The following is a 19,148-nucleotide window of genomic DNA, read 5'->3' as shown; positions in this document are numbered from 1 at the left end:
ATAAGTCGGTTTGGTCAGGCGTTTTTTAATGAAAGCTTGATTAATTCTTCCAATGTAATTGTATTTCCTGAATTTTTCAGGATACGGTCTATACTTTTTTTCGGCCGCGGTTTTATTAATGCCAAGCGTTGTCAACGCGGATAACGCTTCAGATTTGATAGTATTGTGTGGTGTTGGTTTTAATTCTTCAGAGTTTTCGATTAAAGCATCTTTTTTCATTTTATCCTTTAATTCTAATATGATTCTCTGAGCGGTTTTGTTACCAATACCTTTTACACCTTGAATGGTCTTTACCTCTTCATTTAAGATAGCTTGTTTTAATTCTGAGGCAGAAAGAGATGATTGGATCATTAAGCCAGTGCTTGGACCTACTCCGGAAATGGATATTAGGTTTAAGAACATCTTCTTGTCCTTTTCATCAGCAAAGCCATACAAAGTGTGTGAGTCTTCCTTTACGTGTAGGTAAGTATGTAAATGAATACTCTCTTCATTTTTAATATGGGAATAGGTACCAAGTGAAATATTCACGTGGTACCCAATTCCGTTAACATCTATTACTACATAAGTAGGGTCCTTATAGGCTAATTTCCCTTTTAAATAGGTGATCATGTTGTAGGGTGGTTTTTATGGTATGATTGTGCATCTACCACAGCTATTGCAGCCATATTTACTATTTCTCTGATAGAACTGCCCAGCTGTAGAATATGAACAGGCTTATTCATTCCCAATAGGATCGGTCCTATAGCTTCTGCTCCTCCAATTTCCATTAGGAGTTTATAAGCAATATTACCAGAGGCCAGGTTAGGGAAAATTAAAGTGTTTGCACCTTTTTCAGCTAATGAGCTAAATGGATAATTACTTTTTTGTATTTCAGTATTTACAGCAACGTTGGCCTGAATGTCCCCATCTATGATAAGATCGGGGAATTTTTGTTTCGCCAGTTCTACCGCTTTTTTCGTTTTTGCAGGTATGGTACCCTTACTGCTACCGAAGTTTGAATATGACAATACCGCAATACGAGGTTCTATATCAAAGAACTTTACTCCGCGGGCCGTCATACCAATGATGTCTACAAGCTCTTCCGGCGTTGGGTCTACATTTACCGTGGTATCTGCGAAGAAGAAAGTACCTTTTTTATTAGCAATGATATACATACCCGCCACTCTTTTTACCTGCGGCTCCATACCAATGATTTGAAGAGCGGGTAAAATAGTTTTAGGGTAATCTTTAGTAAGACCTGAAATCAAAGCATCGGCTTCATCATTTTCTACCATCATAGAACCGAACATGTTTCTCTCTCTCATTAGCTTCTTAGCTTCATAAAGAGTTACTCCTTTTCTGTTGCGCTTCTCATAATATGCTTGCGCATATTTTTCAACTTTCTCGCTCTCTTCCGCAGTATCAATAATAGTGCATTCTTGTAAATCTAATTGATGTTCTTCAATGAGCTGCTGTATGGCAGTTCTGTTACCCAAAAGAATAGGAAAAGCAATTTTCTCATCTTGAAGAACTTGAGCAGCCTTAAGAATTTTAAGATCATGCGCTTCAGCGAAAACAACACGCTGTGGATCTTTCTTGGCTCTGCTGATCACTCGTGACATCAGCTTTTCGTCAATCCCTATCCTTTGCTGTAACTCTACATGATATTTGTCCCAGTCATTAATAGAAATTCTGGCTACACCTGAATCCATAGCGGCTTTGGCTACAGCAGGAGAGATAGTAGTAATCAAGCGTGGATCAAGTGGCTTAGGAATAAGATATTCCTTGCCAAATTGAATCTTATTATCTCCATAAGCTTTGTTTACCAGTTCAGGTACTGCCTGCTTCGCCAGGTCAGCAATGGCATGCACAGCTGCTAACTTCATTTCTTCATTGATGGAAGTGGCTCTTACATCTAAGGCACCTCTAAAAATATATGGGAATCCAAGCACATTATTTACCTGGTTAGGATGATCAGATCTACCTGTAGCCATGATAATATCATCTCTGGTATCCATAGCCACATTATAACTGATCTCTGGGTTTGGATTGGCTAAAGCAAATACAATCGGATCTTTGGCCATCGCTTTGATATCTTCTGGTTGAAGGATATCTCCTACAGATAAACCAAGGAATAGATCAGCACCCTTGATAGCTTCTTGCAAGGTGTCAAGCTCGGTGTCCGAAGCAAATTCAGCTTTTGTTTCATCAAGGTTAGTGCGCTTTTTGTTGAGCACACCCTTGCTGTCACACATGATTATGTTCTTTTTGCTTGCGCCTAATGCAATGTAAAGCTTTGCACAGGCAATGGCAGCAGCACCTGCTCCATTAACCACTATTTTAATTTCATCGATTTTTTTATCAATGATTTCCAAAGCGTTCAGTAGGGCAGAGGCAGAGATGATGGCCGTTCCGTGCTGATCATCGTGCATCACAGGGATATTCATCTTATCTCTCAGCTCTTGCTCTATTTTAAAGCTTTCTGGTGCTTTTATATCTTCAAGGTTGATGCCACCAAAAGTTGGCTCCAGTGATTTTACAATCTCAATGAACTTGTCAGGGTCTTCCTCATTTATTTCAATGTCGAACACATCTATACCTGCAAACTTTTTGAAAAGTACCCCTTTACCTTCCATTACTGGTTTAGAGGCGTCGGCTCCAATATTTCCCAGACCTAAAACGGCTGTTCCATTGGAAATTACACCAACAAGATTTCCTTTAGCTGTGTATTTATAAGAATCGTCTTTATTCTTTTCTATCTCTTTACACGGTTCTGCCACACCTGGAGAATAAGCAAGTGCTAAGTCTAGCTGCGAGCTTAATGATTTGGTAGGAACCACCTCAATTTTACCAGGCTGGTTTTGCATATGGTAATTGAGAGCGTCTTCTTTTCTTATTTTTATAGCCATAAATTCTGATTAGCAAAGTAAAAAAATAGGCAAATTATCTCTCGCTGCTTTCAGTGATTATGCCACTGAAAGCAGTTAGAGGGGATAAATTGCCTCTTGTAAATGTAAAGGTACGAATAAAGTTAGTTAGCCGAAGCTTGGGCAGCGCCTTTTGTATCGAAAGTAGATAAAATTACATCCATCTCCCTCATGAATTCACGCTGATTTTTACCCGGACTGTAAACAAAGCCTTCGATGTAGTAAATGCGGTTGAGTTCCTCATCTAGGATAATGTAGCTAACAAACGGACCACCCATAGTTACAGTATTGGTTCTCCAGATGCCCTTCATCTTCATGGCATATTTACCTTTGAAGGTAAGCTGCTCAGTAGTTACAGGTACCATAGGAACATTGGTTTCGGTAACCAAATAAGAATCTGGCTCTTCAGGGTCACCGAAAAGTTGTTGTTTAGCAATAGAGTCTCTCAGGTGAATAACACCCTCTTGAGTGAACACATTTTCTGAAGTATAAGGAACATAACTGATGAAAACATTTTTGTCATTTTCAGAATTCATCTGTCTAAACCAGATGAAACCCTCTTCTTCTACTACTAGTTTGTAGGCAAAAGGTAATTGCAAGGTGCAGTCATGCTTTTTCTCCAACATCTCTGTTAAACCTTTTGGCGTGTTAGTGAAAAGCTTGCTTTTGAGTCTCTCTTCTTCCGCTTTGTTGAAGTAATCTTGAAGACTTGATTTATTTGCTTCGATGTTTTTTGTGAGTTGATCAGAGCTTTGACCAAACAGATACATTATTTTTTGTCCCCTTGCATATTCGTCATTGGCAGTGTAAACAAAAAGATCTTCATTAGACTTAATTTTATCTAAAGATGATTTTGTGAAATAGCTTCTAATGACCTTGCTGCCAGGGTTATTATTGTCCGTGGTCATTACAAAAATGAGGTTCCTCACAGCCTTTAATACACTATTAAATTTGCGAGGGTCCACATGGTTTATCTTAAACATTTGCTCTTCTCTTGGCAAACCACTAACATCCTGCCTGAACGTCGCCCTAATTTGATCTCCTAGTTCACCTTTCCATTCAGCAGAATCCATGATAACTAAAACCTCACCTGCTTTGCCACTGGCATAAGGAAGTAAGTTTTTATTCCTCTTGCCTGATCCGGAACATCCGGCAATTACTAAAATTAGTATTGCCAGTACATTAATATTTCTCATGGTATAGTTTATTGTACGCCTTTGCTAACCGCACTAAGAAAAGTTTGGTTGTAGCTCACGCGATGATTGCTAATAATTAAGTATATAGTAATAACCTGTTTTTGACATTTTAGTCACGCTAAAATGTCAAAAAAGAATGGATTCTGGTAGTTTGAATCTAAAAGATTACTATTTACTAACAATCAATTTTTGACCTGGCTTGATATCGTTAGATTTTAGCTGATTTAATTGCTTTAGCTCAGCGAGAGTAAGGTTATTGAATTTTCTAGATATGTCCCAAAGAGTATCTCCTGGTTGTACTACGTATAGTTTAGCACCGTTAGCTGAAGACACTACCACAGGAGCGGATTGAGCTGGGGCAGGAGCTGAGTATCCATCTCTTGACCATATGGCTAATCTTTGACCTACTCTAATGGTGTTACTTCTAAGGTTGTTCCATTTTTTGATGTCAGAAACCCTTACATTATATCTTTGGGCTATCTTTCCTAAAACATCACCATACCTCACCTTGTATACCACCTTGTCTCTACCATAAGTACTTCCTACGGTGTTTCTTGCAAGATACTCCAGTTCTTTTTTGCCTACTCTGGATGCTGAATCCAAAATAGCTACCATATTCGTTTCAAATTCAGTTTTAATATCAACAGGAACTTTGAATGGGTAATTTTTAGCTGTTTCAGGAATTACATTTCTTCTCAATCCCGGGTTCAGCTTTTGAAGATCATCCAAACAGATGTTTACCTGATTCGCGAATGTTTCGAAATGTAGATAGTTTGAAATGTTCAAGGTATCTACCTCCATGCTATACTCTAAATTATCTTCAAGGAAATTATGCTCATGTGCATAATTCATGATGTAGGCAATGGCTATAAACTGAGGTAAATAAGCTCTTGTTTCTCTATGTAAGTAAGGGTAGATTTCCCAAAATGTCTTTTTATAACCAGATCTTCTGATGGCTTTTCTCACGTTACCAGGCCCAGTATTATATGCTGCAATAGCTAGTTCCCAGTCATCAAACATATTATAAAGCTGCTTTAAGTATCTGCAAGCTGCCTCTGTAGATTTTTCAGGATCCATTCTCTCGTCAAGATACCAATCCTGGTGTAGACCCATGTGTCTACCTGTGAAAGGCATGAACTGCCATAGACCCACTGCTCTGGCTCTTGAAATAGCCACAGGATTTAAGCCTGATTCTACCACTGAAAGATATTTCAGCTCTTCAGGCATATTATGTTTCTTTAGATATTCTTCAAACAGAGGGAAAAATACATTTCTCCTTTGAAGGATCATTTTAGTATAAGCTCGGTCTTTTACTGCGAAATAGTTAACAAAGGCATGTACTCTCTCATTGTAGTGCAAAGGAATAATATTCTCAATGCAAGAAAGTCTGTCTTTGATTTCGTCGAAGTTTACCTCACCTGGAATAAAATCATATTCAGATTCAGGGAAGTAAAAACCGTTTAAAGAGTCTTCTTCAAAAAGTGATAAATCTATTGATGTATCGAAATCCTGACTAACATCTTCTTTTTTTACCAGAATTGTTCTGTCAAAGATTGAAGCATCGAAATAGGAATTATTGTCTTGGGCAAACGCTACAGATGCGCAAAAAATAAAAGCTGCCGTTAAATTAAGTCTCAATTAAGATTCATTAAATATTCAGAAAATGCTAGAATTTTGTCTTCTTGAAAGTCATCAGATACTATCTGAAGACCTATTGGTAATCCACCTTCATCTGTTCCATTTGGAATTGAGATGGTAGGTAGTCCGCTCACAGATGACTGAACTGTAAATAGATCAGCCAAATACATCTCTAGAGGATCTTCACTATGCTCTCCTAACTTAAATGCTGTAGTGGGTGTGGTAGGTAACACGATAAAATCATATTTTGATAAGATTTTCTTCGTTTCGTCCCTTATCATCCTCCTTACTTTTTGAGCCTTGGTGTAATATGCATCATAATAGCTGGCGCTTAATACAAAAGTGCCAAGCATTATTCTGGTTTTTACCTCATGCCCAAATCCTTCACTTCGCGTTTTTTTGTACATAGATTCTAAGTCTGTCGTATTAGGACTTCTGAATCCATATTTTACCCCATCATAACGGGATAAGTTTGAACTTGCTTCCGCAGTGGTTAAAATATAATAGGTGGCCAATAAATGATCAAGTAGTGGGAAATCCACCACTTCAACTTCATGGCCATTGTTTTTAAGTTTTTCTATAGCCTCAAGAGTTTTACCTTTTACTTCAGGATTTATACCCTCCGTTTCTAGAGTTTCTCTTATATAGGCAATCTTATAACTGTCAGCTGGCTTTAGCTTCTTTGAATATTGAGGAACAGGCGTTTGAGATACTGTGCTGTCGTATTCATCCTTACCAGCAATAGTTTCCAGGGTGATAGCTACGTCTGAAATGTTTTTACCCAGAATACCTACACAATCAAACGAGGAGGCATATGCCATCAGTCCGTGTCTGGATATTCTTGAATAGGTAGGTTTTAAGCCAACAATACCGCAGAAAGCTGCTGGTTGTCTTACAGAACCACCTGTGTCAGAGCCTAATGCTATCATGCACATATCCGCTTGAACGGATACGGCAGCACCTCCTGAGGATCCTCCAGGAACTCTGTCGTTGTCAATATCATTCAATACTGGGCCGAATGCAGAGTTTTCATTGGAAGAACCCATGGCGAATTCGTCACAGTTAGTTCTACCTATGATTATGGCATCTGCATCTAAAAGTCTTTGAACAGCGGTACCGTTAAACTGAGATTTGAAACCATCAAGTATATGACTTGACCCTTGTAAGCCGTGATCTGTATGGCATAAAACATCCTTTATAGAAACAACCAACCCTGCCAATGGACCTGCAGTACCCTCTTTTAATTTAGAGTCTATAAGTTTGGCAGCTGCTTTTGCTTCTTCATCATAAACTTCCAGAAATACATTCAGGTGCTTTTTCTTCTCAATATTTGAAAGAAAATACTCTACTAATTGTACACACGAGAGCGCACCTGATGATAAATCTTCTTGAATAAGATTTAAAGAAGTGTATGGTTTCAAGGAATTAACTTTTTCTACGGTATGGATATTAGGTGAAGGTTAAAGAGCTTATTGGGCGTTTTCCTGAGGAATGTCTTTTCTTCTAGCCTCGTCCTCTCTTCTCCTATATTCCTCGTCTCTTCTTCTATCTTCTTCTCTTCTTCTGTATTCCTCGTCTCTTCTAGAAGAGTCATCAATATCTCTTTTGATTTCGTTAGTAGCATCTTTGAATTCTCTGATACCACGACCTAAGCCACGTGCTAATTCAGGTATTTTTTTCGCACCAAAGAATATTAGTACTACTAGGATTATCACAACCCATTCCCAGCCCCCAGGCATAAATGCTAAAATGCTATTCATTACTTTGTTTATTTTAATTAATGCGTTAAGTCGTTTGTTAAATCTAGCTTAAAATCATCATTGCGTAAGCAAATAGGAAGAAATTAAGCGTTTTGCCTCATCACAAAGATATACATAAAAAAGCCATGTGAAAAAGCGTTTGTTTGATATAAAGATATTTCTTAAACAAAAAGTTCGTTTACTTACGGGTTAACCATTGCTGAGGATCAGTTGCTTGTGAATTTTTCCAAATTTCAAACCTAAGTTCTGATACTCCTTCCTGGTTAGTGAGGATGCTTCCTATCTCCTGGCCAGTGGTTAGCTGCTGACCTTTTTTTACGAATACGTCCTTTAGACCCGCATAAACAGTGAAATAACCCCCATGTGTAACAATTACTGTATTACCAATTAATGGTACGAAAGCTACTGTTTTTACTTCACCTGTAAATACTGTCTTAACTTTTTCATTCTCCTTTGTCTGGATATAGATTCCAGTGTTATTTAATACAATACTTTTTAAAACAGGGTGGTTTTGCCTACCAAATTTTTGAGAGACGAAACCTGCCACAGGCCATGGAAGTTTTGACTTATTATCAGCAAACTGATTGGAAAGTTTAATGCTGGCTTCAGCGTCAGACTTTTCAGCCAATTTAGCTTTTGCAAGCTCTTCTTTTATAATGTCGTTGATAATCTTATCGAGTCTTGCTACTGCCTTTCTTCTGTCTTCCAGGTCACCTTTCAGTTTGTTTTCTTGTTTCTGGAGGTTTTTAACCAACTTGTTCTGGTTTTGCTTCAGGCTAGTAAGGCTTTTGCTTTCTTCCAGTTGCTCACCTAAAAGTGTGTTTTTTTCTTCCATTTTATTTTCAATAGAAGTGATCTGGGCACCAAGGGTTTCTTGAACCTTAACTATTTCTTCGGCTTGTTTTTTACGGGCGTCGCTGTATTGCTCCATGTATTTCAAGCGCATGAAAAGTTGGTTGAATGACTTGGCGGAAAATATAAATGTGAGCTTGCTAAATCCCTGATTGGCCTTATAAGCGGCATATATCATGGCAGCATACTCTTCTTTTAGCTTCGTGAGATCAGACTCTAGAGCAGAAATGATTTGATTGTTCTCCTCAATTTCCTCATTGAGTAAATCTATTTCTTTTCTAATAGAGCTAACGAGGTCTTCCTGAGTTTTAATACGTTGATTCAGTGCATTTAACTGACCTATAGTATTTTGCTTCTTACCGGTGGTTTCAGCCAAAATCTTTTCTGCTTCCTCAATCTTCTTGAGGTTATCTTGCTTTTCTTTTTGAAGCTGAGCTTTAGATTTTTGAGCCAGTGCAGGCGTTAAACCATAGAAAAGAACACAAAGAGTAACGGCGAAGAATAGCTTACTTACGCTCATACTTTTTAGGGACATTAAAAGGGAATTTAAGTTCTTTGTCTTCAATCTCTGCTTTGCTGTATTCAAATTCAATAACGGTGTTTAGCATTCCTTTATTTTTCTCGTAAAGGATAGAAACAAGACCGCTGAAAGGGAAAGCATGATCTTCAATCATCTGAAAATTGCTATACTCCATGGTGGCAGAGTTTTTAGAAGGCTTTTCTACCATCTCTACCTTCTCCAGTTTCATGGTTTTAGGATTCACATAGTTAGTAACAGATATAGAATTTTCTTTCTGTTTTAAAATGTAATAGTCATCCTGCTTCTCAACGTCATCCGACTTACTTCTTGGAAGAAGGAGATTACCCAAGGCCATGGCCTGTATAGTGTGGTAGTTTATTTCAAAGTTGAATTGCTTGCTTAGAGAATCATAATTAAAAACATGGTATTCTTTTTTAACCATGTTCATTATAGTAATAGAATCCTGATTAATGAGACATCTGGCACCTTGTATGCCTATGGCTGAAAAGGAAATCCAGATTACGCTATCTTTTCTTATTCTGATATTGGCTTTGGCTTTGACATCATTATCATTGTCTTTATAATCTATCTTGGCCTTGCCTGAAAAGTATTCAAAATCTACTTGCTGTACATCCAGTTTGTTTCTATCTAGAAAATTCCAGTTAATTCCGGTTGTTTTTTGACTACAGGAGCTAAGAATAAGTAGGCTGAGTACTCCCAGCAATAAGAATTTTCTATTCATATAATTTTCTGTCAGAAATCTTTTTATCAATAAGTTCAGAGTTAGGGTTTAGTCCCTTGGCTATTTGCCATTGCCTCACCGCACTGTCAACTTCCCCCAGTTTATAGAGGATGTCACCATAGTGCTCATGATATATGGCGGATTTATTGCCAGCGTCAATGGCTTTTTCAATGACTTTTTTGGCTTCTTTATATTTCTTATTCGTAAACAGAACCCAGGCATATGTGTCTAAATAAGTCGCATTTTCCGGATTATTTTTCACTGCCTTTTCAGCCATTTTCTCAGCTTCATTCAGCTTCTCTTTTCTTAAAGCAAGAAAGTAGCTGTAGTTGTTTAAAACGGCATAATTCTGAGGGTCAAAATCAAGGGCAGCTTCATAAGCTTTGTCTGATTTTGCAAATTGTTCAGTGCCATTGTAGGCATCTCCCAACATACTGTTGAAGGCGCTCACTAGGGCAAGATTAGCACTTGAAAGTCTCTTGCCTTGCTCTAATGCATATACCGCTTCTTCATAGTTATGTTTCTGTAGGTTAGCGGCTCCGTTAAAATAATAGATTGACCCTTGATTTGGAAACAACTCCAAAGCCTGATCTGAGAGCAGTAAAACACTGTCTATTTTATTTTCAGTAATGTAGAGTTGCAGTACATTTTGCCATACGGCAAAGTTAGATTCATCTAATTCTAAGGATTTTAGATAGCCTTTTTTGGCCTCACTCATATTCCCGGCAGCTTGTTGCATGTCAGCATAAATTATATATGCTTCAGCGATGTCTGGGTGTACCTTCACAAGAGCTTCTGCTAGTGTAACTCCAGAGGTTTTTAACTGCTCAGGAGTCATAGTCATCCTGTATTCTGCCAGAATTTGAATCTTTTCTTCAATGGGTAGTGTAGGATCTTCAAAGGGAACCTTTAGGTTTTTAATAGCTTCGGCTATGTCACCTTCTTCTCTATCCAATTCGGATAGTACAAGTCTGGCCCTCATGCTGTTAGGATTGCTATCAGCAAACTCTTGAAGTAATTTCTGTGCTTCTTCTTTCTTTTTGGCTGATAGAAGCACTTCAGCCTGATTTATGACATACCTTTCTTCATCTGGGTAAGTGTCTATAAGTTTTTGACCTTCCACTAAAGCCTTATCATACTCCTTAGTCTTTAAATAGATTTTTTGCTTTTGATTGGTCACTTCTTCACTTACACCATATGCTTTTTCAATTCTATTATAAGTAGCTACGGCCTTGTCATAGTTTTGCTGATACAGGTAGATGGCTGCCAGCTCAAATAAGTATTGATCAACACCTTCAATGGAGGTGAGCATTTTTTCGTAAGTATCAGCTGCATTTTTGAATTCACCCATTTGAGTATAGATGTCTGCGGCTAATACATAGAAGTATTTGTTATCATTTTCTCTAGACAGCGCCTCTTTAATATTTACTAAGGCCTTTTCTAACTCCTGACCCTGCGCGTATATCTGAGCTATTTTATAATAAACAGTTGCATTTTCAGGGGCTGTTTCTAAAGATTTTTGGAAGAGAACTAATGCCTTGGAGTAATCTTCAAGGATGTAATATTTTTCTCCTTCGGTAAAGTAGAATTCGGCGTCTCTTAATTTGGCGACAGGACTTTTCTTCTCCTTATTTTTTTGAGCCAAACTATGGGAAGGGGCTATAACAATTATGATAGCCCAAACTATAATTTGAAATATGATATTATTCTTACTCCTTCCCATCTAAAATTCTATTGCAAAGTATTGTAATCACCAATACTAAAATCATCGGATTTACCTTCAAAAGTAACGAAATTTCCCAAAATCGAGTTTTTGAAGTTAGCATTATTTATTTTACCATGAGTCTGTATAATAGAATTTTGGATCAATGAGTTTTTGATCACCGTGTTTTCACCGATCGATACATACGGTCCGATAACACAATTTTCTAATTCTACATTGTCTCCAATGTAAACCGGAGGTATTATGATGCTGTTTTTCTGTTTAAGATCATCGGCAACTAGTTTCTGATCTTTGATGTATTCCAGGTATCTCTTGTTAGTGAAAACAGTGGCGTCTTTATTACCGCAGTCTAGCCATTCTGAAACTTGACCAGGAACAAACTTGGTTCCTTTCTTTTTCATGTTTTCCAGTGCTACAGTAAGCTGAAACTCACCTTTGGCGTCTTTAATATCATTGTCAATAAGATAATGGAGTTCTTCATCCAACGTTTCGCCGCTCTTGAAATAGTAGATACCAATAATTGCTAAGTCTGAAACAAAGTTTTTTGGTTTTTCTATGAAGTCAGTAATGGTATTTTCTTCATTTAGCTTTACCACACCAAAAGCAGAAGGATCATCTACCTGCTGTACCCAAATGATACCGTCTTTGGAAGTGTCTAATTTAAAGTCAGCTTTAAATAATGTGTCGGCAAATGCTACTACCAAATTTCCTTTAAGCAAATCTTTGGCACAAAGTATAGCATGTGCAGTGCCAAATTTGTCATTCTGATAGCAGATAATTCCTTCACCACCAACAGATTTGGCTATTTCTAATAAGTTATCTTCAACTTCCTTTCCGAAATCTCGATCTATGATAAAGCCGATCTTATCCAGCTTGCTGTCACAAACTTTAGCTATGTCTTCCACTAGTCGTTGTACTATTGGTTTACCAGCTATGGGCATTAATGGCTTAGGTACTGTAAGTGTATGTGGTCTTAGGCGGGTTCCTCTACCGGCCATAGGTATTACTATGTTCATAGATACGTTTATTTTCCTATATTAAAATTAATTAAAATAAGGCCTATTTTTTACTCAATTGAGGTTTTTCCTTAAAATAGACCAAAGCCACTATAACCAACGATAATATTAACCTTGCGGCAGTATCCCAATAAAAATTTTCTAGCTTAACAAGCTGACTGCCAGCTGCAATTATACATGCCAACAGAATGTAAACCGTTAAAATTCTAAAATTATAAGGGATGGGGTATTTTTTATTTCCTATTCTATAGCAAATCACTGTCATAGTGAGATAGCATAATACGGATGTGATGGCACAACCGATAAAGCCAATGTATGGCAAGAGCAGTATGTTGCCTATAACTGTTACTATAGCCCCAATGATACTGAAATATGTGCCATAAATAGTTTCATCGGTAAGTTTAAACCAGATACTTAGGTTCATATAAATTCCATAAAAGAGCTTTCCTAGAAGAAGAATAGGTACGATATATAAAGCCATGCGATAAGCTCCATCTCGTAGGAATATGAAACCGATAAAATTCACATTGATGCTCACTAAGAGAAATATAAGTAAGCTAAGTAGTACAAAATAGTGCATCACCTTAGCAAAAAGTTCTGGTGCTTTTTTGTCTTTAGCGTTACTAAAAAAGAAAGGTTCACCAGCGTATCTAAAGGCCTGAATGGCCAGCATCATAAATATGCTAAGTTTAAAAGTTTGTCCATATACACCTAAAGCTTGGGTGCTGTCCATATCCTCATAAAAACCGTCTGGCAAGAAATGTTCAATAAGGATTTTATCCAGCTGCTCATTAAACATGCCAGCAACCCCTGTTATGAGGATGGGAAGTGCATATATGAAAAGCGGTTTAAATCTACTCCAATCAAGACGGAACCGGATCATAGCTATCCATTTCCATAGTATCGGTATAAGCAGAAGACTTGCAATGAGATTAGCCAGGAATATATAACCTATACCCAGATCAGGGTACACTGAGCTTAACCATTCATGACCAGGGTATTCATTTTTAATAATGTATGGTATAGCATATAGGAAAAATACCTGAAGCCCAACGTTGATGATGATGTTAGACATTCTTGCAATGGCAAATATCCTTGCTTTATTTTCAAGACGGAGTCGAGCAAATGGTATGGCAGTTAATGCATCTATCCATAGAATTATTGCTAGCCAGCCTACGTAAGTGCTGGCTGTAGGGTAACCCGCCAGTGTCGCCAAGGGCTCTGCATAGAAATAAATTAAAGCAGAAAGAATAGTGCTTAATATAATGATGAAGGTGGAGGTGCCGTTGTACACCTCATCTTTATTATCCTTGGAAGCAAATCTGAAAAAAGAGGTTTCCATTCCAAAAGTATACACCACCAGAAGAAGACCCGTATGAACATATAGTCCAGTTACTATTCCCATTTCTTTCGGCGGGAATAGATCTGTGTGGATGGGTACTAAAGCATAGTTTAACAGTCTTCCTAGTATGCTGCTAATGCCGTAAACCGCGGTTTGGCTGGCCAGGCTTTTTATTTTACTCATTTAGTAAAATTAGTTGGTTTACTCGCCTGTAAATTCCGGCTTTCTTTTTTCGATAAAGGCCTGAGTGCCTTCCTGAAAGTCTTTGGTTTTAGTGCAGTTAGAGAAGCTATTGGCCTCGGTTTGATAGCCGTTTTCTTCTACATAAAATGCATTTACGCAATTGATGGCCATACCTACCGCCAAAGGAGCTTTGGAGATAATCTTGGTCATTATTTTTTTACTCAGCTCCATTAATTCTTCCTGAGTTTCCACTACATGGTTTACCAGGCCAATAGATTTAGCGTCATTGGCTGTAATCATATCACCGGTAGTGATGAGTTCAAGCGCTTTTCCTTTACCTACTAATTGAGTGAGTCTTTGAGTGCCCCCATAGCCAGGTATTAAGCCTAGGGTAACTTCTGGCTGGCCAAATTTTGCATTTTCTGAGGCTATTCTAATATGGCATGCCATGGCAAGTTCACATCCGCCTCCTAAAGCAAAACCGTTAACTGCTGCAATTACTGGCTTTTCGCACTGCTCTATTAATGAGAATGTTTCCTGACCATTTTCAGCAAACTTACGAGCATTTAATTCGTTAAGGTCAGCTATTTCTTTAATATCGGCTCCTGCTACAAAGGATTTTTCTCCAGCCCCGGTAATGATAATGCCTTTTACTTCCTTATTGTCATAAGCGTCTTGAATGGCAGACCTTATTTCATCAATAGTATCTGTGTTTAAAGCATTAAGACTTTCAGGTCTGGAAATGGTAATGGTTAAAATACCGTTTTCCAAAGCCTCTGATAGGTTTTGATATAAGCTCATAGCACTTGTTTGAATGTTTGCTTCAAATATACGAGAGAATGAGCAAAGGAAAAATCTATACTTATTTGTGTATGTTTTTTGAGTAAAAACAATGGTTGTGATATCAATAATTTTATTTTTAAGGGAATCATTAACGAGTTGCTGAAAATAACTCTGTTATAAGTAATTGATATAGAGATTTTTAAAATGACTGAATTTGCAAAATGTGAATAATATGTTGAATTATTACATGGGTTACATTTGTAAGCGTATGTGAATAAATGAACATAACGTATTGATATGAAACGATTATTTGGGGTTATATTATGTTTATCGATGACTTTAAGTGCCATGGCACAAAAGTCTACTTTGGATAATTATTCAGGAAATTGGACGTCTTCATCATCATGGAGTGATGGGATTGTGTCAACAACTACTGGTTTGCCTGCCGGAAATGGTAATTATCTACTTAATGGCTATATAAGTGTAGGTACTGCTCCGGCTCCGACTGCTGGATCTGGAGTGATTTTAGGTTTTGCAGCCAATCAAGAGGCTTATACATTTGAAGTGAATGATACTTTGGTGATTTATGGAGATGTTCAGTTTAATAATAAAGCGATGAACTTAAAAATTAATGGCTTGATGATTATTTTGGGCAATTTGTCTATGGATAATAAAATTGAATTGGCATCATCTGGAAACCTAATTATCAGCGGTGATTTCAATAAAACTGGAACTCAGGGTAGCTATACTGGATCGGGCAATGTTTATACAGATTCTTATTCAGGTAAAGCAAGTCAGTTCGTGCCGGATGCATCAGAAAAAGATATAAGTAATGACCTTAGAAATGATTTGCCAGATATTTATGATTTTGTAACCAATAATGGTGCTACACCTTTGCCTGTGTCACTCTTATCATTTGGTTATTCGATGGAGAGAGGAGCCGTTCAGCTAAATTGGACAACAGCTTCTGAGGAGAATAATGATTTCTTTACCCTCGAAAGATCTACAAATGGTGTAGATTTTGAGGTCATTAATAAAACCTATGGTGCTGGAACCACAGTAGAAGTTCAGCAATATGCTTACCGTGATTCTAATCCTTTATTTGGGACATCCTATTACAGGCTTAGTCAAACTGATTATGACGGTACCACTGCTAAGATTGGTTTTATAACCGTGTTTAATAGCCAGGTCTCGGAATTTTCTATTTACCCATCACCTACAAAGCAAGGTGATGAGGTAAAAGTGTTCACCGGAGCTGATGATTCTGAAGTTTTAAACCTTTTTGTTTATTCTACATCAGGACAGCTGGTGTATACTCAGCAAGGACAAGCTTCTACAGGATATCTAACCTTGAACCCGAATTTCGAGAAAGGTCTCTATATTGTGAAGCTTAGTACAGGCAATGTTGTGAAAACTACTCGCTTAGTAGTGGAGTAATTGCTTGAGTCCATCTAGTATTTCCGTGGTCATTTTTGACAGATCATAAGAAGGCTTCCAGTTCCAGTGATCTCTAGCTTCGGAATCATCGATAGAGTTAGGCCATGAGTCTGCAATCTTCTGTCTGAAATCAGGGTTGTAGCTGATTTCAAAGCCAGGAGAAGCCTTTTTAATTTCTTCTGCGATCTCTTTAGGTGAGAAACTCATGGCTGATACATTATAGCTTGATCTTACTTTGATGTCTTTTGGATCAGCTTGCATTAAATCTATGGTAGCTTTAATGGCGTCATCTATGTACATCATTGGTAAGTAAGAATCTTCACTAAGGAAGCTCTCGTATTTATTCTCTTCAAGAGCCTTGTAAAAAATATCAACAGCGTAGTCAGTGGTTCCACCTCCAGGCTTGGCTTTGTAGCCAATTAATCCAGGGTATCTTAGACTTCTTACATCCACTCCATACTTTTCAAAATAGTATTCGCACCATCTTTCACCAGCTAATTTGCTGATGCCATACACGGTGTTAGGATCCATGATGGTATTTTGGTGTGTATTATCTTTTGGTGTATTTGGCCCAAATACGGCAATAGAGCTAGGCCAATAGATTTTATTTAGCTTTTTGTCTCTCGCCAGTTCCAGTACGTTCAGTAAGCTGGTCATATTAAGATCCCAGGCAAACTTTGGATCATTTTCACCCTTGGCAGAAAGGATAGCCGCAAGATGGTATATTTGATTAATGCCGTGATTATCAATTATCTCCTCCAACCCTTCTTTGTCCATAGCGTTTAAGATAACGAAAGGGCCATCAGCTAGTTGGCCTTCCGCGGGCCTTACATCTGATGCTACCACATTATCATTTCCATGTAACTCTCTTAACGCTAAAGTCAATTCCGATCCTAATTGCCCACAGGCACCTATAACAAGAACTTTTTCCATCTCTTCAAAATATTTCGTGGTGCGAAATTACCAAAAAACCTCAAAAGGAAATGATCATATGAAGCAAACCTTATGTCATGCATAAAGTTTATATATTTGCCTTGATGAACTTCGAAGAATTTCTGCATAAAAAGAAGATCGATTCGACTCAATTTTTTGAGAAGGATGCTGCCCTCTGGGGTAGCCTGAAGGTGTTATTTGAGGAAATGCACCCAGATAGCTTTACGGCTCAAAAGCGATTTTTAATTAATCCACTTAGGCTCAAATATCCATATGAGATTGTGGAGGTTGAAAATGCTTCTGATAAAAAGACAATAGCGGCCAAACCGAAGCCTGCAATGAAGCCTAAGCCAACTGGAGCCACAACCGGGAAACCGAAGTTTGCTCCGAAGCCAGTGGTTAAAAAGGATGATGAGGCAGAAGAAAAATCTGATTCACCGAAGCCCGCTAAGCCTAAAATGGCTAAGCCAAAAATGACAGGCGAAACAGCTGACAAAAATCCAGAGGAGAAGAAGCCAGTGGCTAAAATGGCAAGGCCTAAGATGAAACCGAAAATGGGTTCTGGCACTGAGGATAAGTCTGGACCGGCTAAGCCTGTTATAAAACCTAAGATGAAGACGAAAATGCAGAAACCTGCTGATTCTACAGAGGATGCAAGCGCGGGAGAAGTTAAAAAGGTTCGTCCAAAAATGGTGAAGCCGAAGATTAAACTTAAGGATGAAGAAAATACTACTGATGAGAAACCATCAGTGAAGCCCAAAATGGTGAAGCCGGTTATGAAGCCTAAGTCTAAATTAGAAGACGAGAATGCTGCCGAAGAAAAAACTGAAAAACCTAAAATAAAACCAAGACCAGTAATAAAGAAAAGACCTAATAAAGAAGAATAATTTATGTACGATACACTTAAGGCAAAATTAGAAAAGGAGCTGGAATCAATTAAAGAAGCTGGCTTATACAAATGTGAACGAGTGATCACTACCCCACAAGGTGCTGATATTAAAACTACTGAAGGAAAAGAAGTGATTAACTTCTGTGCTAATAATTACCTGGGTTTGTCATCTCATCCCAAAGTATTAGAGGCAGCAAAACAGTCTATCGATACCCATGGGTTCGGTATGTCGTCAGTTAGATTTATTTGTGGTACGCAAGATATTCATAAAGAGCTTGAAAAGAAGATATCCGAATTTTTAGGAATGGAAGATACCATTCTTTATGCGGCAGCTTTCGATGCCAACGGAGGAGTTTTTGAGCCTTTATTAGGACCTGAAGATGCTATCATTTCAGATGCATTAAACCATGCATCAATTATTGATGGAGTAAGATTATGTAAGGCCATGCGCTATCGTTATAACCATAATGATATGAGCGACTTGGAGGCTAAATTAATTGAGGCCAATGAGGCTGGAGCCAAAGAGAAAATTATAGTTACTGATGGTGTATTCTCTATGGATGGTACTATTGCTCAGCTAGATAAAATCTGTGATTTGGCCGATAAATACGGTGCTTTAGTGATGTCAGATGAATGTCATTCAACTGGATTTATGGGTAAGACCGGAAGGGGTGTGCATGAGTTCAGAGATGTGATGGGAAGAGTTGACATCATTACAGGAACTTTAGGAAAAGCATTGGGTGGAGCATCAGGTGGTTTCACGGCAGCCAGAAAAGAAATAGTGGATATCCTAAGACAAAGATCAAGACCTTACTTGTTTTCAAATACGTTGGCGCCTTCTATTACAGGAGCTTCAATAGCTGTTATTGATATGCTAAGCCAAACTACGGATCTTAGAGATAAGCTGGAGAGCAATACCAAATATTTTAGAAAAGCTATGACCGAAGCTGGTTTTGATATTAAGCCTGGAGAGCATGCCATAGTTCCTATTATGCTTTATGATGCCCCTCTCGCTCAGAAATTTGCTGAAAAGCTTTTAGAGAAAGGTATATATGTGATTGGATTCTTCTATCCGGTGGTGCCTAAAGGCCAGGCAAGAATTAGGGTGCAAATATCTGCTGCTCATGATCAGCATCACTTGGATAAAGCTATCGCAGCTTTTACAGAAGTGGGTAAAGAATTAGAAGTATTGAAATAATCAAAATGAAGGGTGATTTAGAAAAGTCAC

General features: G+C 38.0%; 15 protein-coding genes and 1 pseudogene. 3 read left to right on the top strand and 13 right to left on the bottom strand.

Features of this window, described 5'->3' with window-relative positions; genetic code table 11:
- Positions 1–14 precede the first annotated feature (14 nt).
- From ruvA to LVD16_RS00765, 12 genes and pseudogenes are all read right to left on the bottom strand, one after another.
- Positions 15–609 (bottom strand): annotated as a pseudogene (gene ruvA, locus LVD16_RS00820) (Holliday junction branch migration protein RuvA).
- Positions 606–2,888 (bottom strand): NADP-dependent malic enzyme, encoded by a 2,283-nt coding sequence (locus tag LVD16_RS00815; RefSeq protein WP_233771688.1) that lies wholly within the window; start codon positions 2,886–2,888, stop codon positions 606–608. Before LVD16_RS00815 ends, ruvA begins: the two are co-directional and overlap by 4 nt.
- A gap of 122 nt (positions 2,889–3,010) precedes the next feature.
- On the bottom strand, positions 3,011–4,102 hold the full coding sequence (locus LVD16_RS00810; RefSeq protein ID WP_233771687.1) for a DUF4837 family protein: 1,092 nt from the start codon (positions 4,100–4,102) through the stop codon (positions 3,011–3,013).
- A 168-nt stretch (positions 4,103–4,270) separates the two neighbouring features.
- Positions 4,271–5,740, bottom strand: a complete 1,470-nt coding sequence (locus tag LVD16_RS00805; RefSeq protein ID WP_233771686.1) for a lytic transglycosylase domain-containing protein — start codon at positions 5,738–5,740, stop codon at positions 4,271–4,273.
- Entirely contained in the window at positions 5,737–7,161 is a 1,425-nt protein-coding gene (gene gatA, locus LVD16_RS00800; RefSeq protein WP_233771685.1) for an Asp-tRNA(Asn)/Glu-tRNA(Gln) amidotransferase subunit GatA, read from the bottom strand. Before gatA ends, LVD16_RS00805 begins: the two co-directional genes overlap by 4 nt.
- A gap of 48 nt (positions 7,162–7,209) precedes the next feature.
- Positions 7,210–7,500: a Sec-independent protein translocase subunit TatA/TatB gene (locus LVD16_RS00795; RefSeq protein WP_233771684.1), complete on the bottom strand. Its 291-nt coding sequence runs from the start codon at positions 7,498–7,500 to the stop codon at positions 7,210–7,212.
- 178 nt (positions 7,501–7,678) lie between these two features.
- Positions 7,679–8,887 (bottom strand): murein hydrolase activator EnvC family protein, encoded by a 1,209-nt coding sequence (locus tag LVD16_RS00790; RefSeq protein WP_233771683.1) that lies wholly within the window; start codon positions 8,885–8,887, stop codon positions 7,679–7,681.
- Positions 8,859–9,614: a lipoprotein insertase outer membrane protein LolB1 gene (gene lolB1, locus LVD16_RS00785; protein WP_233771682.1), complete on the bottom strand. Its 756-nt coding sequence runs from the start codon at positions 9,612–9,614 to the stop codon at positions 8,859–8,861. The genes LVD16_RS00790 and lolB1 overlap by 29 nt, the downstream gene beginning before the upstream one ends.
- Positions 9,607–11,337: a tetratricopeptide repeat protein gene (locus LVD16_RS00780; RefSeq protein ID WP_233771681.1), complete on the bottom strand. Its 1,731-nt coding sequence runs from the start codon at positions 11,335–11,337 to the stop codon at positions 9,607–9,609. Before LVD16_RS00780 ends, lolB1 begins: the two co-directional genes overlap by 8 nt.
- A gap of 8 nt (positions 11,338–11,345) precedes the next feature.
- The gene (locus LVD16_RS00775) at positions 11,346–12,353 is read right to left on the bottom strand and encodes a sugar phosphate nucleotidyltransferase (protein ID WP_233771680.1); all 1,008 of its coding nucleotides are present in this window, start codon (positions 12,351–12,353) and stop codon (positions 11,346–11,348) included.
- 43 nt (positions 12,354–12,396) lie between these two features.
- Positions 12,397–13,878 carry a lipopolysaccharide biosynthesis protein gene (locus LVD16_RS00770; protein WP_233771679.1) on the bottom strand — a complete coding sequence of 494 codons (1,482 nt, stop codon included), beginning with the start codon at positions 13,876–13,878 and terminating at the stop codon, positions 12,397–12,399.
- An 18-nt stretch (positions 13,879–13,896) separates the two neighbouring features.
- Positions 13,897–14,679 carry an enoyl-CoA hydratase/isomerase family protein gene (locus tag LVD16_RS00765; protein WP_233771678.1) on the bottom strand — a complete coding sequence of 261 codons (783 nt, stop codon included), beginning with the start codon at positions 14,677–14,679 and terminating at the stop codon, positions 13,897–13,899.
- Positions 14,680–14,958: 279 nt separating this feature from the next.
- On the opposite strand from LVD16_RS00765, the gene LVD16_RS00760 reads away from it, so the two are divergent.
- Entirely contained in the window at positions 14,959–16,098 is a 1,140-nt protein-coding gene (locus tag LVD16_RS00760) for a T9SS type A sorting domain-containing protein (protein ID WP_233771677.1), read from the top strand.
- Here LVD16_RS00760 and LVD16_RS00755 read toward each other — a convergent pair.
- Positions 16,084–17,031 (bottom strand): NAD-dependent epimerase/dehydratase family protein, encoded by a 948-nt coding sequence (locus tag LVD16_RS00755; RefSeq protein WP_233771676.1) that lies wholly within the window; start codon positions 17,029–17,031, stop codon positions 16,084–16,086. The genes LVD16_RS00760 and LVD16_RS00755 overlap by 15 nt on opposite strands.
- A gap of 77 nt (positions 17,032–17,108) precedes the next feature.
- Here LVD16_RS00755 and LVD16_RS00750 point away from each other — a divergent pair, with 77 nt between their 5' ends.
- Both LVD16_RS00750 and kbl read left to right on the top strand, forming a co-directional pair.
- Entirely contained in the window at positions 17,109–17,918 is an 810-nt protein-coding gene (locus LVD16_RS00750; protein ID WP_233771675.1) for a hypothetical protein, read from the top strand.
- A gap of 3 nt (positions 17,919–17,921) precedes the next feature.
- Entirely contained in the window at positions 17,922–19,118 is a 1,197-nt protein-coding gene (gene kbl / locus LVD16_RS00745) for a glycine C-acetyltransferase (protein WP_233771674.1), read from the top strand.
- Positions 19,119–19,148 lie beyond the last annotated feature (30 nt).

The sequence above is a fragment of the Fulvivirga ligni genome (assembly GCF_021389935.1).
Lineage (GTDB): Bacteria > Bacteroidota > Bacteroidia > Cytophagales > Cyclobacteriaceae > Fulvivirga > Fulvivirga ligni.
This window is presented reverse-complemented; position numbering and strand designations above follow the sequence as displayed.